This is a genomic window from Rhodococcus sp. SMB37, assembly GCF_004345605.1.
Lineage (GTDB): Bacteria > Actinomycetota > Actinomycetes > Mycobacteriales > Mycobacteriaceae > Rhodococcus.
Genome location: NZ_SLVY01000002.1, coordinates 67,833 through 82,366, shown reverse-complemented (window position 1 = coordinate 82,366; position 14,534 = coordinate 67,833). Strand labels below are relative to the sequence as shown.

14 protein-coding genes are annotated in these 14,534 nt (G+C 66.3%); 11 read left to right on the top strand and 3 right to left on the bottom strand.

Annotated elements, in window-relative coordinates:
* Positions 1-37 precede the first annotated feature (37 nt).
* Genes EV641_RS03720 through cofC form a run of 3 tightly spaced genes read right to left on the bottom strand, consistent with a single transcriptional unit; the run spans position 38 to position 3,930 of the window.
* On the bottom strand, positions 38-1,018 hold the full coding sequence (locus tag EV641_RS03720; RefSeq protein ID WP_132470840.1) for an NUDIX hydrolase: 981 nt from the start codon (positions 1,016-1,018) through the stop codon (positions 38-40).
* A gap of 11 nt (positions 1,019-1,029) precedes the next feature.
* Positions 1,030-3,222, bottom strand: coding sequence for an RNA degradosome polyphosphate kinase (locus EV641_RS03715; protein ID WP_132470839.1), 2,193 nt, complete (start codon positions 3,220-3,222; stop codon positions 1,030-1,032).
* Positions 3,223-3,258: 36 nt separating this feature from the next.
* Entirely contained in the window at positions 3,259-3,930 is a 672-nt protein-coding gene (cofC, locus tag EV641_RS03710; RefSeq protein WP_054716803.1) for a 2-phospho-L-lactate guanylyltransferase, read from the bottom strand.
* 180 nt (positions 3,931-4,110) lie between these two features.
* Here cofC and EV641_RS03705 point away from each other — a divergent pair, with 180 nt between their 5' ends.
* From EV641_RS03705 to EV641_RS03655, 11 genes are all read left to right on the top strand, one after another.
* Positions 4,111-5,109: an NAD(P)H-dependent glycerol-3-phosphate dehydrogenase gene (locus EV641_RS03705; RefSeq protein WP_132470838.1), complete on the top strand. Its 999-nt coding sequence runs from the start codon at positions 4,111-4,113 to the stop codon at positions 5,107-5,109.
* Between the two features lie 5 nt (positions 5,110-5,114).
* Positions 5,115-6,239, top strand: coding sequence for a cystathionine gamma-lyase (locus EV641_RS03700; RefSeq protein ID WP_054716806.1), 1,125 nt, complete (start codon positions 5,115-5,117; stop codon positions 6,237-6,239).
* A gap of 53 nt (positions 6,240-6,292) precedes the next feature.
* Positions 6,293-7,399 carry a D-alanine--D-alanine ligase family protein gene (locus EV641_RS03695; protein WP_054716800.1) on the top strand — a complete coding sequence of 369 codons (1,107 nt, stop codon included), beginning with the start codon at positions 6,293-6,295 and terminating at the stop codon, positions 7,397-7,399.
* A gap of 59 nt (positions 7,400-7,458) precedes the next feature.
* Positions 7,459-8,754, top strand: a complete 1,296-nt coding sequence (locus EV641_RS03690) for a glutamate-5-semialdehyde dehydrogenase (RefSeq protein WP_132470837.1) — start codon at positions 7,459-7,461, stop codon at positions 8,752-8,754.
* A gap of 46 nt (positions 8,755-8,800) precedes the next feature.
* Positions 8,801-9,697, top strand: coding sequence for a MoxR family ATPase (locus EV641_RS03685; RefSeq protein WP_132470836.1), 897 nt, complete (start codon positions 8,801-8,803; stop codon positions 9,695-9,697).
* Position 9,698: 1 nt separating this feature from the next.
* Positions 9,699-11,147 (top strand): VWA domain-containing protein, encoded by a 1,449-nt coding sequence (locus tag EV641_RS03680; protein WP_132470835.1) that lies wholly within the window; start codon positions 9,699-9,701, stop codon positions 11,145-11,147.
* Positions 11,148-11,166: 19 nt separating this feature from the next.
* On the top strand, positions 11,167-11,844 hold the full coding sequence (gene nadD / locus EV641_RS03675; RefSeq protein WP_277874474.1) for a nicotinate-nucleotide adenylyltransferase: 678 nt from the start codon (positions 11,167-11,169) through the stop codon (positions 11,842-11,844).
* Complete coding sequence (gene rsfS, locus EV641_RS03670; RefSeq protein ID WP_132470834.1) at positions 11,844-12,242, top strand: ribosome silencing factor; 399 nt, start codon at positions 11,844-11,846, stop codon at positions 12,240-12,242. Before nadD ends, rsfS begins: the two co-directional genes overlap by 1 nt.
* A gap of 71 nt (positions 12,243-12,313) precedes the next feature.
* The gene (locus EV641_RS03665) at positions 12,314-12,892 is read left to right on the top strand and encodes a histidine phosphatase family protein (RefSeq protein WP_277874477.1); all 579 of its coding nucleotides are present in this window, start codon (positions 12,314-12,316) and stop codon (positions 12,890-12,892) included.
* Positions 12,879-13,646, top strand: coding sequence for a diglucosylglycerate octanoyltransferase (octT, locus tag EV641_RS03660; protein WP_132470833.1), 768 nt, complete (start codon positions 12,879-12,881; stop codon positions 13,644-13,646). Before EV641_RS03665 ends, octT begins: the two co-directional genes overlap by 14 nt.
* Positions 13,647-13,651: 5 nt before the next feature.
* Entirely contained in the window at positions 13,652-14,470 is an 819-nt protein-coding gene (locus EV641_RS03655) for a DegV family protein (protein ID WP_054720661.1), read from the top strand.
* The last annotated feature ends 64 nt before the right edge of the window (positions 14,471-14,534 follow it).

The window sequence follows — 14,534 nt, the reverse complement described above, 5'->3', positions numbered from 1 at the left end:
GGGGCGGGTTTCGCGGTGCCCGAATCCTTGCTGGTACTCAGGCCTGTCCAGGGGCGAGGGGAGTGTCGAGGTATTCGGCCGCGACGAGCCGCCCGCAGTGGAACGACAGGACCCATGTGCTCGCCTTACGGGTGCGACCCTCGGGGAGATCGAAACCCGACTCTTCCGACCACCACTGGAGAAGATTCGGAATCACACCCCCCTGGCTGCACAGGACGGGGACCGTCCCGCTCTCGATGACGTCGGCGATCCGTTTGCGGGCGAGCGCGGGATCGGCTGTGTAGTCCTCTTCCGACAGTGACGGTTCCAGAGCGATATCGACGCCGAGGAGATGGGCAAGCGGTTCTATCGTCTGGGTGCATCGCGCACGGTCGGCCGAAAAGAGGGTATCGGCACCGAAGGCGGACAGCTGCGGCACCAGCGCAGCGGCCTGCCTCCGGCCCTTCTCCTCGATCGGGCGGGCCCGGTCGTCACCGTCGTAGTCCCTACGACTGCCGGCCTTGGCGTGCCGTACGACGAGCACCGTCCGGGTATCGATCGGCAATTCCAGGAATCGGCGCAGCACCGTGTGGTCCATCGAATACGTCAGTTCATCGAAAGCAGTGTCGGGCGAAACCCATCGGAGGGCGTCCACCTCGTCGTTCGCGACGAAGTCGCCGGACTCGCACTGAGCCGTCCAGTAGTCGACCTGCTTACGCGGGTACGTAACGTCCCCCGTCGCTTCGTTCGCCCCGGAATCTCCCGTCGCTTCGCTCGCCCCGGAACCGGGAAGGGAATAGGTGACTCTTCCGAGGCCACGCCCGAGGACAGCCCGGAATCCGGTCTCCTCCTCGGTCTCCCGGAGCGCCGCAACGATCGGTGTCTCCCCGGGGTCGAGCTTGCCCTTCGGGAAAGTCCAATCGTCGTACTTCGGCCGGTGGACCAGAGCCAATTCGACGCCACCCTCACTCGGCCTCCAGAGCACCGTGCCCGCCGCGAAGATGTCCGTCGGCGACGACTCGTCCGATGTCTTGGTCACCTGTCCTCCGTTCACGACGTGCGAATCCGCATGAGCTCGACCTGATGATCGCGTGCGGCAGTCCCCGGCGCGGGGCTCGCGGACCAGGCACCATCGGATTCCAAGGTCCAGCACCGAGTCGCGGGATCCAGCGCGGAGTCGAAGATCTGGCCCAGCTGCAAGCACAACTGGGGATCCTTCACCTGAACCATCACCTCGACGCGGCGGTCGAGATTGCGATGCATCATGTCGGCGCTGCCGATCCAGAACTCGTTGCTGCCGCGGAAATGCAGGATGCGTGAATGTTCGAGGAAACGTCCCAGAATCGATCGCACGGTGATGTTCTCGCTCAGCCCCGGCACACCCGGCACGAGCGCACAGATTCCGCGAACGACGATCTCCACGGAGACACCGGCGCGAGAAGCGCGGTACAACGCGTCGATTACCTGTTCGTCGACGAGTGCGTTGGCCTTGAGGCGGATCCCGGTGGGCTTGCCTGTCGAATGATGCTCGATCTCGCGCTCGATGCGCTCGATGATGCCCTTGCGTACTCCGTGCGGAGCCACGAGAAGATTGCGGTACTGCGCTTTTCGTGAGTAACCGGTGAGGGTGTTGAAGAGGTCGGTCAGGTCGGAGCCGATCTCGGGTGAGCATGTGAGAAGACCCACATCCTCGTACAGCCGAGCAGTCTTCGGATTGTAGTTGCCGGTGCCGATGTGGCAGTAGCGTCGGATCGTCGATCCCTCACGGCGGACCACGAGCGAGGTCTTGCAGTGGGTCTTGAGACCCACCAGTCCGTACACCACGTGGACGCCGGCCTGTTCGAGCTTGCGAGCCCACTGGATATTCGCCTGCTCGTCGAACCGTGCCTTGATCTCGACGAGCGCGACGACCTGCTTGCCTGCCTCAGCGGCGGCGATGAGCGCATTGACGATAGGGGAGTCGCCGGACGTGCGATACAAGGTCTGCTTGATCGCCAGTACCTGGCTGTCAGCAGCCGCCTGCTCGATGAAACGTTGCACGCTTGTGGAGAATGACTCGTACGGATGATGGACGAGCACGTCGCCCTCGCGCAGTGTCGAGAACACGCTCTTCGGCGTTTCGCGTTCGCCGAACGCAGGGTGCGTTGCGGGAACGAACGGGGCATCCTTGAGATCCGGGCGGTCCACGGCGTGGACTTGCCAGAGGCTGGACAGATCGAGCAGGCCCGGCAGCTGCACCACATCGGACGGATCGACATCGAGTTCACGCAGCAGCAATTCGAGCATGTGCTCGGTCATGTCGTCCGAGACCTCGAGGCGTACGGGAGACCCGAAACGGCGGCGCGCGAGTTCGCGTTCGAGAGCCTGCAGCAGATCTTCGTCGCGGTCCTCCTCGACGTCGAAATCCGCATTACGGGTGACTCGGAATGCGTGGTGCTCGACGACTTCCATCCCCGGGAACAGAACGTCGAGGTGCGCAGCGATCAATTCCTCGAGGGGGAGGAAGAGCGGAATCTCGTGCGACCCGTCGACCTGGTCGACCCGGACATACCGGTCGACGTTGTCGGGGACCTTCACACGCGCGAAATGCTCGCCCGCCGAATTCAGATCCTTCACGGTGACAGCCAGATTCAGGCTCAACCCACTGATGTATGGGAACGGGTGGGCGGGGTCCACGGCGAGCGGAGTGAGGACGGGAAAGATCTGCTCGGCGAAATATCGGGTCAACCGTGTCTTCTGGGGCTCGGTTAGATCCGACCAACGGATGATCGAGATACCTTCTGCGGCAAGGGCGGGAAGTACCGACTCGAGAAAGACCTGGGCCTGGCGTCCGGCGAGTTCCTGTGTGCTCGATGCAATGAGTGCGAGTTGTGCCCTCGGCGACAGGCCGTCGGCGGACCGTACCGACAGTCCTGTTTCCGCGCGGCGTTTGAGGCCGGCGACGCGAACCATGTAGAACTCGTCGAGATTGGACGCGAAGATCGCCAGGAACTTCGCTCGCTCGAGAAGTGGGATCGACCTGTCCTCGGCGAGGGCGAGTACGCGCGCGTTGAAATCCAGCCAGCTCAATTCCCGGTTGAGGTATCGGTCGGCCGGAAGCCCATCCGCGCCCAGGACACGGTGTTCGGCTGCGGCGGGCGGTGCAGCGGGTGTAGCGGTCGCACGCACTGATCGGGAAACGGCGCGGGCAGGGGGTGCATCTTCGGATCCGACGTTCGAGTCGGTGGTATCGCCGTGGGTCACTATCTCATTGTTGCAGGAACATCATGAATCCGTGAGTCAGTGGACGCCGGGTGAGCGTTCGGGAAGCGCGAACCCGATCCGGTCGAGGACCCGACTCGTGGCGGCACCGGTGCCGAGCCGGACAGCCGCCTCGAGATCGTCGATGGTGTCGACGTCCAAGCGCAGCCCGTCCAGCGGTTCGGTCAGCGCCTTCGCTCCGGATCGGACGTGCCGTCGCGCAGAGTCGACTCCGAACATGGGCTCGAGTGGACCATCCGGCGTGCACTGGAACAGCGCCGCGGTTCCGGTGCCGGTGTGATCGGCGACAATGGCTCTGCCGAACAGTCGTGCTTCGGTGAGCGCAGCTGAGAGTTCCGATGATCGCAGCGCCGGAAGGTCGGCCTGCAGTGCGACGAGATCGGTTCCCGGTGAGTGCGCGCGAACGTGTGCAGCGGCGACGTCGAGTGCTGTGTTGAGGGGATCGGACTCGCCACGATATGCGGGATCGGGCAGTACCCGGGCGCCGTGCCCGAGCGCGACGTCGGTTGCGATCGGATCCGACGTCACCACGGTGGCGACCGCACCGGGTAGCCCCAAGGCCGCGGCGAGGGTGTCGATGAGCATCGCGACGACCAGGTCGGAGCGTGTGGACGGGTCGAGGATGTGCGCGAGCCGTGTCTTCGCCAGGCTCAATGCCTTGACGGGGAGGAGCACGTGCACATCGGTCATGCTCCGGATTCTGCCAGTTCCACGAACGGATGCATCCCGGCGTGCCGTCTCGCGGTGCGCTCATCGGGTTTGGGCGATACTGGACGCACCCGTGGTGGAGATGCATCCGGCGAGGCCGTGATGCGGTGGGACGACAGTGCAGCGAGACGACTGCACAACGAGATGAGTGAGGGGGACCGTGTGACCAAAGCGGCGATTCTGGGGGCGGGTTCATGGGGGACGGCATTTGCGAAGGTCCTCGCGGAGGCGGGTACCGACGTGACCGTCTGGGCGCGCCGGGAGGAGATGGCGCGGTCCATTCGGGAGCGGCACGAGAACCCCGACTATCTCCCCGGTGTCGATCTGCCTGCAACCCTGTCGGCGACCTCCGATCACCGGGTCGCGCTGGACGGCGCCGACTTCGTCGTTCTCGCGGTGCCGTCCCAGACGCTGCGGGTCAATCTCGCGCAGTGGCGGGACGACATCGCCGACGATGCGACTCTGCTCAGTCTTGCGAAAGGGATCGAGAGTGGCACCCTGATGCGGATGAGCCAGGTGGTCGGCCAGGTCACGGGAGCGGACCGGAATCGGATCGCGGTGCTGTCCGGGCCGAACCTCGCGCGTGAGATCGCGGCGGGTCAGCCTGCCGCCACGGTGATCGCGTGTCCCGAGTCCACCCGTGCGATCGAAATTCAGAAGGCCTGTGCCACAGGGTATTTCCGTCCCTACACCAACACCGACGTTGTCGGGTGTGAAATCGGTGGCGCCTGTAAGAACGTCATTGCGCTCGCGTGCGGCATGGCCGCCGGTGTAGGTCTGGGGGACAACACCGTGGCGAGCATCATCACCCGCGGTCTCGCCGAGATCATCCGGCTCGGAACCGCGCTCGGGGCCAAGCCCGCGACGTTGTCGGGTCTGGCGGGGGTGGGCGATCTCGTTGCCACATGTACCTCACCGCTCTCACGCAACCGTACCTTCGGGGAGCGTCTCGGCCGAGGGGAGACGCTCGAGAGTGCTCAGGAAGCCACGCACGGTCAGGTGGCCGAAGGAGTCAAATCCTGCACGTCGGTGCGGGAACTTGCCGCCAGTTACGACGTCGAGATGCCCCTCACGGACGCGGTGCATCGCGTCTGTCACGAGGGTATGTCGGTCCAGGATGCGATCGGGCTGCTACTCGGTCGCCGTGTGAAGCCGGAGTGATCCTGATGCTCGGAGATTCGACTCGCTGCGTCGAAGCTGTTGCTGTAGAGGGTGTCCCAGGAGATCCGCTGCAGCCGGGGCCGGTGTTCGCGGCGCCGTATCGACTGGGTGAGGACGAACTCACCGAGTCGGACACCTACGCGCGGGCGTCGAACCCCGGATGGCGCGACCTCGAACGGGCACTCGCGGCCCTCGAGGACGCGTCCGCAGCTCGCGTCGTGGGCTCCGGGATGTCTGCGATCACCGTCGCGCTCCGTGCGCTTGCCGGCCCCGGCGGGGTGGTCGTGGTCCCGTCGGACGGGTACTACCAGGTGCGCATGTATGCGCGTGACTGCCTCGAACCGTTCGGTGCGGTGGTCCACGAACTATCGGTGCCCGAGTTCTGCGACGGCACGCTCGGCACCGTGCTCGCGGAGGCGCCCGAGGGTGCGGTGGTCCTCGTCGAGACTCCGTCGAACCCAGGCCTCGACACCGTGGACCTTGCGGCGACCGCAGCGACCTGTCGCGCGGCCGGTGCACTCCTGCTGGTCGACAACACGACGGCCACGCCGCTCGGCCAACAGCCGCTTTGCCTCGGTGCCGACGTCGTGGTGGCCAGCGGCACGAAATCGCTCAGCGGGCACAGTGATCTGCTTTTCGGGTACATCGCCGTGCGCGACGACACCCTGCTTCCACGCATCGATCGGGAGCGGCTGTTGTCGGGGACCGTGCTGGGCCCGTTCGAGACCTGGCTGGCCCATCGGAGTCTGGGCACGGCGGGTTTGCGCTTCGAGCGGCAATGCGCGAACGCGCATGCGATCGCGCAGATGCTTGCAGAGCATCCCGCCGTCGCAGGCGTCCGTTATCCGGGCCTGCCGACTGACCCGGCCCACCCTGTCGCAGCGGCGCAGATGCGCAGGTTCGGGCCCCTCGTCACCTTCCGGCTCGACAACGCCGACCGCTTCCACCGCTTCGTGCGCTCGTCGGAGCTGGTCGTCTCTGCTACCAGCTTCGGTGGGATTCACACAACGGCGGATCGGCGCGCCCGCTGGGGTGATCAGGTGGCTGCGGGGTTCGTGCGGCTGTCGTGCGGTATCGAGGACACCGACGATCTGCTCGCCGATCTTGATGCAGCGCTACACACCTCGTGAACCACGGGAAACCGGCTGGGGCCGAGACCCCCGTTACCGGTACGGTGTGTGCCGTGAGTAACCCCCGCACCCGGGTGGCTGTCGTGTTCGGCGGCCGCAGCAACGAACATTCCGTCTCCTGCGTCTCGGCAGGCAGCGTCCTGCGCAACCTGGATCCCGACCTCTTCGAAGCCGTCCCGGTCGGGATCACCGTGGATGGCGCCTGGGTACTCGCAAGCTCGGATCCGGAAAAGCTCGCGATGGCCGGGCGTGAACTGCCCGTCGTCGATACCACGGGATCCGCGCTGGTGCTCACCGCCGACCCGACGCGAAGTGGCGACCTCGTCGCTCTCGACGAGGGCGACTTCGGCAAGGTCTTCGCGTCGGTCGACGTCGTGTTTCCCGTGTTGCACGGCGCCAACGGTGAGGACGGCACTCTCCAGGGGTTGCTCGAGCTCGCCGGAATTCCCTACGTGGGACCGGGCGTACTCGCGAGCGCCGCCGGTATGGACAAGGAATTCACGAAGAAGCTGCTCGCAGCAGAAGGCCTGCCGGTCGGCTCCCAGATCGTGCTCCGTCCCGGTGTCGCGACGCTCACCGACGAACAGAAGGACCGCCTGGGTCTGCCCGTGTTCGTCAAGCCCGCGCGCGGTGGATCATCGATCGGCATCAGCCGCGTCACCGATTGGGCGTCGCTCGACGCCGCCGTGGACAAGGCACGCCTGCATGATCCGAAGGTCATCGTCGAATCGGCGATCGTCGGCCGCGAGGTCGAATGTGGTGTCCTCGAGTTTCCGGACGGAGATGTCCGCGCCAGCGTCGTCGCCGAGATCCGCATGCCCGATTCCTCGGGCAATCACGAAGCGTTCTACGACTTCGACACCAAGTACCTCGACGACGTGTGCGAATTCGACGTCCCGGCCAAGCTCGACGACGACGTGTCCGACGAGATCCGCGACCTGGCGGTGCGCGCCTTCCGCGCACTCGACTGCCAGGGGCTCTCCCGGGTGGACTTCTTCGTCACCGAGAACGGTCCGGTGATCAACGAGATCAACACGATGCCCGGTTTCACGTCGATCTCGATGTATCCGCGGATGTGGGAGGCAGTCGGCATCGACAACCGCGAACTCGTGTCCACCCTGATCCGCACTGCACTTGCGCGGGGCACCGGGCTGCGCTGAAGCCCGTTCCGGCCCGAGCTGCCTGTCGGCTCGGTCACCATCGCGACTACGCTGTGGCCATGACTGCCGTGACCCCTGACTCCACCGCATCCGGTTCCGCGGAAGCCGAGGCGATCGACACTCGCGAAGCGGTGCACGCTGCCGCCCGCGGCGCCCGTGTCGCCTCCCGGCGGCTCGCCCTGCTCACGACCGCGCAGAAGGATGCCGCATTGCATGCGGCAGCCGACGCGCTTCTCGCTGCGTCGCACGCGGTGCTCGAGGCCAACGCCGCCGACATCGACGCCGCGCGCGCGGGCGGTACCGAGGAGTCGCTCCTCGATCGACTGCGTCTGACGGAGGCCCGTATCGAAGGAATCGCGTCGGGTCTGCGGCAGGTCGCCGGACTGCCCGATCCGGTCGGCGAAGTGGTGCGCGGTTCCACGTTGCCCAACGGGCTCGAACTCCGTCAGCTCCGCGTGCCGCTCGGTGTGGTCGGCATGGTCTACGAGGCGCGCCCGAACGTCACCGTCGACGCGTTCGGGCTCGCACTCAAATCGGGCAACGCAGCGTTGCTGCGCGGCTCGTCGTCCGCGGCACATTCGAATGCGGCGCTCGTCGATGCACTGCGGGGTTCGCTCGCCGCTCAGGGATTGCCCGAAGATGCGGTGCAGTTGCTGCCGAGCGCCGACCGGTCGTCGGTGACGCACCTGATCCAGGCCCGCGGGCTCGTCGACGTCGTGATCCCGCGCGGCGGTGCCGGCCTGATCTCGGCGGTCGTCCGCGACGCGACTGTGCCCACCATCGAAACCGGTGTGGGGAACTGCCATGTCTACATCCACTCTGCGGCCGATCCGGTGATGGCGGAGAAGATCGTCGTCAACGCCAAGACGCGCCGCCCGAGCGTGTGCAACACCGCCGAAACGATCCTCGTCGACAAGGCCGTCGCCGACACCGTCGTACCGAAGCTGCTGCAGGTCCTGCAGTCCCACAGCGTCACTGTCCACGGCGACCTGCCCGGACTCGTACCCGCAACCGAGAACGACTGGGCCGAGGAGTATCTCAGCCTCGACGTGGCGCTTGCAGTCGTCGACGGTCTCGACGAAGCGGTCGATCACATCGACAAGTACGGCACGGGTCATACCGAGGCGATCGTCACCTCGGACCTCGCTGCGGCCCGAGAGTTCACCGCGCGGGTCGATGCGGCGGCCGTCATGGTCAACGCGTCCACCGCATTCACCGACGGCGAGCAGTTCGGGTTCGGCGCCGAAATCGGAATCTCGACCCAGAAGTTGCACGCTCGTGGCCCGATGGGCCTACCCGAATTGACCTCCACCAAGTGGGTGGTGTGGGGCGAAGGCCACACGCGGCCGGTCTGACGACCAGCCGACCATTCGACCGATCAGCACGACGAAAGGACACAGCGTGGATCGTGCGCTGCCGACCACTCCGCCGATCTTCGCGGACGTCCAGGACGTGATCGACCGGCTCGCCGAGACCGGCTACCTCGCCGACAAGGCCACGGCCACGTCGGTGTTCCTCGCCGACCGGCTCGACAAGCCGCTGCTCATCGAAGGCCCCGCCGGTGTCGGCAAGACCGAGCTGGCACGCGCCGTCGCGCAGACTTCCGGCGCCGAACTGGTACGGCTGCAGTGTTACGAGGGCGTCGACGAATCCCGCGCGCTCTACGAGTGGAACCACGCGAAGCAGATTCTGCGGATCCAGTCGGCGGGGGCGAACGCCGCAGCAGGTGAATCGTGGGATTCGACGAAGGAAGACGTGTTCTCCGAGGAGTTCCTGCTGTCGCGTCCGTTGCTCACCGCGATCCGGCGCGACGACCCAACGGTCCTGCTCATCGACGAGGTCGACAAGGCCGACGTCGAGATCGAGGGGCTGCTCCTCGAGGTGCTCAGCGACTTCGCGGTGACGGTCCCCGAACTCGGCACCATCCGGGCGTCCCGCAAGCCGTTCTCGGTCCTGACGTCCAACGCGACGCGCGAATTGTCCGAGGCCCTCAAGCGCCGGTGCCTGTTCCTACACCTCGATTTCCCGGACGCCGACCTCGAACGACGGATCCTCGCGAGCCGGGTCCCCGAGCTGTCCGAGGCGGTCGCCGAGCAACTCGTCCGCACCGTCCACGTGCTGCGCGGCATGCAGCTCAAGAAGGTGCCATCGGTCGCCGAGACCATCGACTGGGGCCGGACGCTGCTCGCTCTGGGAATGGACACCCTCGACGATGCAGCCGTACGCACCACTCTCGGTGTCGTTCTCAAGCATCGGTCCGATCAGGATCGTGCAGCAGCAGAGCTCCGGCTGAACTGACATGGCCGGGGCACCGACATCCGGTCCGGGCGGAACGCTGAAGGCGCCGCACGGAATTCCCGGTCATCTCGTCGGATTCGTCGAAGCGCTGCGGCGTCGCGGTATCCCGGTGGGTCCGTCCGAAACTGTCGACGCGGGCCAGGTCATGTCGGTGATCGACCTGCTCGACCGGGAGATGCTGCGCGAGGGTCTGGCGTGCACACTGCTGCGGCGGCCTACTCACCGTCCGACCTTCGATGCGTTGTTCGACCTGTGGTTCCCGGCGGCCATCGGCCGGCGCGGTGCCGAAGGTGCCGAATTCACGTTGCCCCGCACATCCTCCGGCGAGATCGATCTCGAGGCCGTGCGCGACCTGATCGCCGAACTCCTCGCCGACGACTCCCCGGACGCCGTCGCCACGACCGAGATGCTCACCGCGCAGCTCGTCGAAGAACTCGGCCAGTACAAGTCCTCGAACGGGCCGTCGTTCTCGGCATATCAGACTTTGCGTGACGTCTCCCCGGAGACGTTGCTCACCAGAATTCTCGAGGGGCTCCTCGGCAACGCGTCGAGCGCCGACCGCGACACCGGCGACTACGAGACCGAGATCGCGCGGCAGACCGCGGCACGACGGATCGCCGACTTCCGGGCGATGATCGAACGGGAGACCCGGCGCCGGACCGCCGAACAACTCGGTCGCGATCGAGTCGAGAAGTACGGGGTTCCGAAACTCGCCGAAGAAGTCGACTTCCTGCGTGCCTCCGACGCCGAGCTCGTGGCGTTGCGCCGCCAGGTGATGCCGCTCGCACGGCTCCTTGCGAGCCGGCTCGCGGCACGGCGGCGCCGAAGCCGCGCCGGTGCCATCGATCTGCGGCGCACGCTACGTAAGTCGATGTCGACGGGCGGTGTGCCCATCGACCTCATCAATCGCAAGCCACGCCCGGCACGGCCGGAACTCGTCGTCATGTGCGATGTCTCGGGTTCGGTCGCGGGTTTCTCGCACTTCACGCTGCTGCTCGTGCATGCGTTGCGGGAGCAGTTCTCCCGGGTTCGGGTGTTCGCGTTCATCGACACCACCGATGAGGTGACCCACCACTTCGCAGCCGGCATCGACCTCGGTACGGCGATGTCGCAGATGCTGCGCGAAGCGGAGCTGATCACGTACGACGGCCACTCCGACTACGGCAACGCCTTCGCCACGTTCAACGAGAAGCACGCGCACAGCCTCACCAGCCGCAGTTCCCTGCTGATCCTCGGTGACGGCCGGAACAACTACCGCAACCCCAACCTCGATGCCCTCGGGCACATGGTCCAGGTTGCGCGGCACGCACACTGGCTCAATCCTGAGCCGCGTGGCCAGTGGGGCGCCGGTGATTCGGCGGCGCGAGTGTACGCAGAGGCCATCACGATGCACGAATGCCGCTCGGCGAAACAGTTGGCCGAGGTGGTGGCCGCTCTGCTGCCGGTCTGACCCCGTAAGCTGGACAACCGTGCCTCAGTCATCCGACCGATACCCGGCGTCCCCGCGACGTCTGGGCGTCATGGGCGGTACCTTCGATCCCATCCACAACGGGCACCTCGTCGCCGCCAGTGAGGTCGCCGCCGGCTTCGGCCTCGACGAGGTGATCTTCGTACCGACCGGGCAGCCATGGCAGAAATCCGGTCGGCGGGTCAGCGCTGCGGAAGACCGGTATCTGATGACCGTGGTCGCCACAGCGTCCAACCCCCGGTTCACCGTCAGTCGCGTCGACATCGACCGTGGCACCGCGACCTACACTGTCGATACCCTCCGTGACCTCCGGGAACAGTATCCGGATTCGGAGCTGTACTTCATCACCGGCGCCGACGCCCTCGCATCGATCCTGTCGTGGCAGGACTGGCCGACGTTGTTCGAGCTTGCTCGGTTCGTCGGGGTATCCCGCCCTGGTTACGACCTCAGCGTCGAGCATTTGGCACCACACCTCGAGGGGCTTCCTCCCGAGGCGGTGAGCCTCGTCGAGATCCCGGCGCTGGCGATTTCCTCGACGGACTGCCGAACACGGGTCCACAATCACCGTCCGGTCTGGTACCTCGTGCCCGACGGTGTGGTGCAGTACATCAGTAAGCGTCACCTCTACGTGGACGCGCCGACGACGAACCACTTGAACACCGAGAGAAAGAGCACGTAGTGAGCGCAACGGCAGAAGCACTCGAGATGGCCCGCATCGCGGCCCTCGCCGCAGACGAGAAGCTGGCGACCGACGTCGTGGTGCTCGACGTGTCGGAGCAACTGGTGATCACCGACTGCTTCGTCATCGCATCGGCACCCAACGAGCGTCAGGTCAACGCGATCGTCGACAACATCGAGGAGAAGCTGCGCGACGCCGGTCACAGGCCGGTCCGTCGTGAGGGGACTCGCGAAGGACGATGGACCCTGCTCGACTACATCGACGTCGTCGTGCACATCCAGCACGAGGAGGAGCGGAACTTCTACGCCCTCGAGCGTCTGTGGAAGGACTGCCCGACGGTCCCGGTCGACGGCGTCGGTGGCCCGCGCGCAGCTACGGACGATGCGGAGGATGAGTGAGTGCGCCGGTGCGGGTGCGGCGCCTGATCCTGCTGCGTCACGGACAGACCGAGTACAACGCGACCAGCCGGATGCAGGGGCAGCTCGACACCGATCTGTCCGACCTCGGTCGCCGTCAGGCACTGGCGGTGTCCCACACGATCGCCGGCTTCGATCCGATCGCGATCGTGTCGTCGGATCTGCGACGTGCGTACGACACCGCGACGGCGATCGGGGACCGTGCAGGTCTACCGGTCGAGATCGATCCGCGGCTGCGTGAGACACACCTGGGACAGTGGCAGGGCCTGACCCACACCGAGGTCGATGCGAGCCATCCAGGCGCGCGTGCACAGTGGCGCGGGGACGCGACCTGGGCACCCCCCGGAGGCGAGAGCCGTGTGGACGTTGCCGAGCGGAGCAGGCCCGTAGTCGAAGAGTTGCTCGCCAAGTACGAACAGTGGAGCGAGCGGCCGATCGTGCTCGTCGCCCATGGCGGGTTGATCGCAGCGCTCACGGCATCGTTGCTCGAACTGCCGGTCGATCGATGGCCGGTCCTCGGGGGACTCGGGAACACCGGTTGGGTGCAGCTCAGCGGTTACGGTGAGTCGCCGACCTGGCGCCTCGATGTGTGGAACGCGTCGGCAACGGTATCGCCCGATGACGCGCTCTGAACCCGATACGGTCTCGCCGCGGCCCTCGCTGTTGGTGATCGGTGACTCGCTCAGCTATTACGGACCGAAAGGCGGCCTGCCCGCGGATGATCCGCGGATCTGGCCGAATCTCACGGCAGCAGCGCTCGGCTGGGATGTCGAGCTCATCGCTCGCATCGGCTGGACCACCCGCGACGCGTGGTGGGCGATGACGCAGGATCCGCGTGTGTGGGCGGCCATTCCGCGCGCCGGTGCGGTCGTGCTCGCCGTCGGCGGGATGGACACGTTGCCGTCCCCGTTGCCCACGGCGCTGAGGGAGAGCATGCGGTACCTCCGGCCTGCCCCACTGCGTCGGACCGTGCGCAGCGCGTACGGCTGGGCCCAGCCGCGGTTGTCACCGCTCGGCTGGCCGGTTGCGCTCCCGCCGCGGGTGAGCGTCGACTACCTCGAAACCATCCGGGATGCCCTCGCGTACATGCGACCGGACCTGCCGGTGATCGGAACTCTGCCGTCCGTGCACGACAGCGAGCAGTACCGGTCGGTGCATCGCGGGCGTCGTCCTGCGGCCCGGGCGATTTCACAGTGGGCCGACGAGAAGTCGGTTCCCCTCGTCGATCTCGGTGAAGCCGTGCGGGAGAACATCTTTTCGGACGACGCGAACCCCGACGGTATCCATTGGGGGTGGGACGGGCATCGCAAGGTCGCCGACGCGATGATCGACGCGGTGCGGATGACTCGTCCGGATGCGCAACCCACTGCGGACGGCATACGGTAGGTGCTGTGTCAGTAGTGGTGGTCACCGATTCGTCGTGTTGTCTCGATCCGAAGATGGCGGAGCGTTACGACATCCGGATCGTTCCCCTGCACGTGATCTCCGACGGACGAGACTATCGCGAGGGTATCGACGAGCTTCCCGATGACCTGTCGGGAGTCACCACGTCCGGTCCGTCCCCGGCCGAACTGCTCGAGGCCTACACACGTGCCTTCGACGACAGCGACGGCGACGGCGTGGTGGCGGTGCACCTGTCCCGGCTGTTGTCGGGTACCTGGGAGGCTGCGAAGAATGCCGCCGACTCGTTCGGCGATCGGGTGCGCTTGATCGATTCGCAGAACACCGCGATGGGCCTGGGATTTGCTGCACTCGAGGCTGCGCGTGCGGCCGAATCCGGTGCAGACCTCGACGACGTCTACTCGCGGGCCGTCGAGGTGGCCGCATCCGGACGCACCCTGCTCGTGGTCGACCGACTCGACCATCTGCGCCGTGGCGGCCGAATCGGCACGGCCACCGCCCTACTCGGCACCGCCCTCGCAATGAAACCAGTCCTCCATCTCGTCGACGGGAAACTCGTGTTGCGGGAGAAGACCCGGACGATGACCAAGGCGATGGCGAAACTGGTCGACGGCGTCGTCGCCGAGGCCGGACCTGCCCCACTCCTCGCAGTGCACCATCGTGGAGCACCCGAACGTGCGCACCTGCTCGCGGAACAGCTTGCCGAGCGGATCCCCGACGCGGCCGAACTCCTCACCTGTGAGATCGACGGAGTGCTCGGGGCCCACGTCGGACCGGGGGCGATCGGGATCGTCGTCGCGCGCAGCTGAGCGGACGGTTATCCACAGCCGTCCCATCCATCCACAGATTCCCTCCAACGGTCGTCTGCGCGCA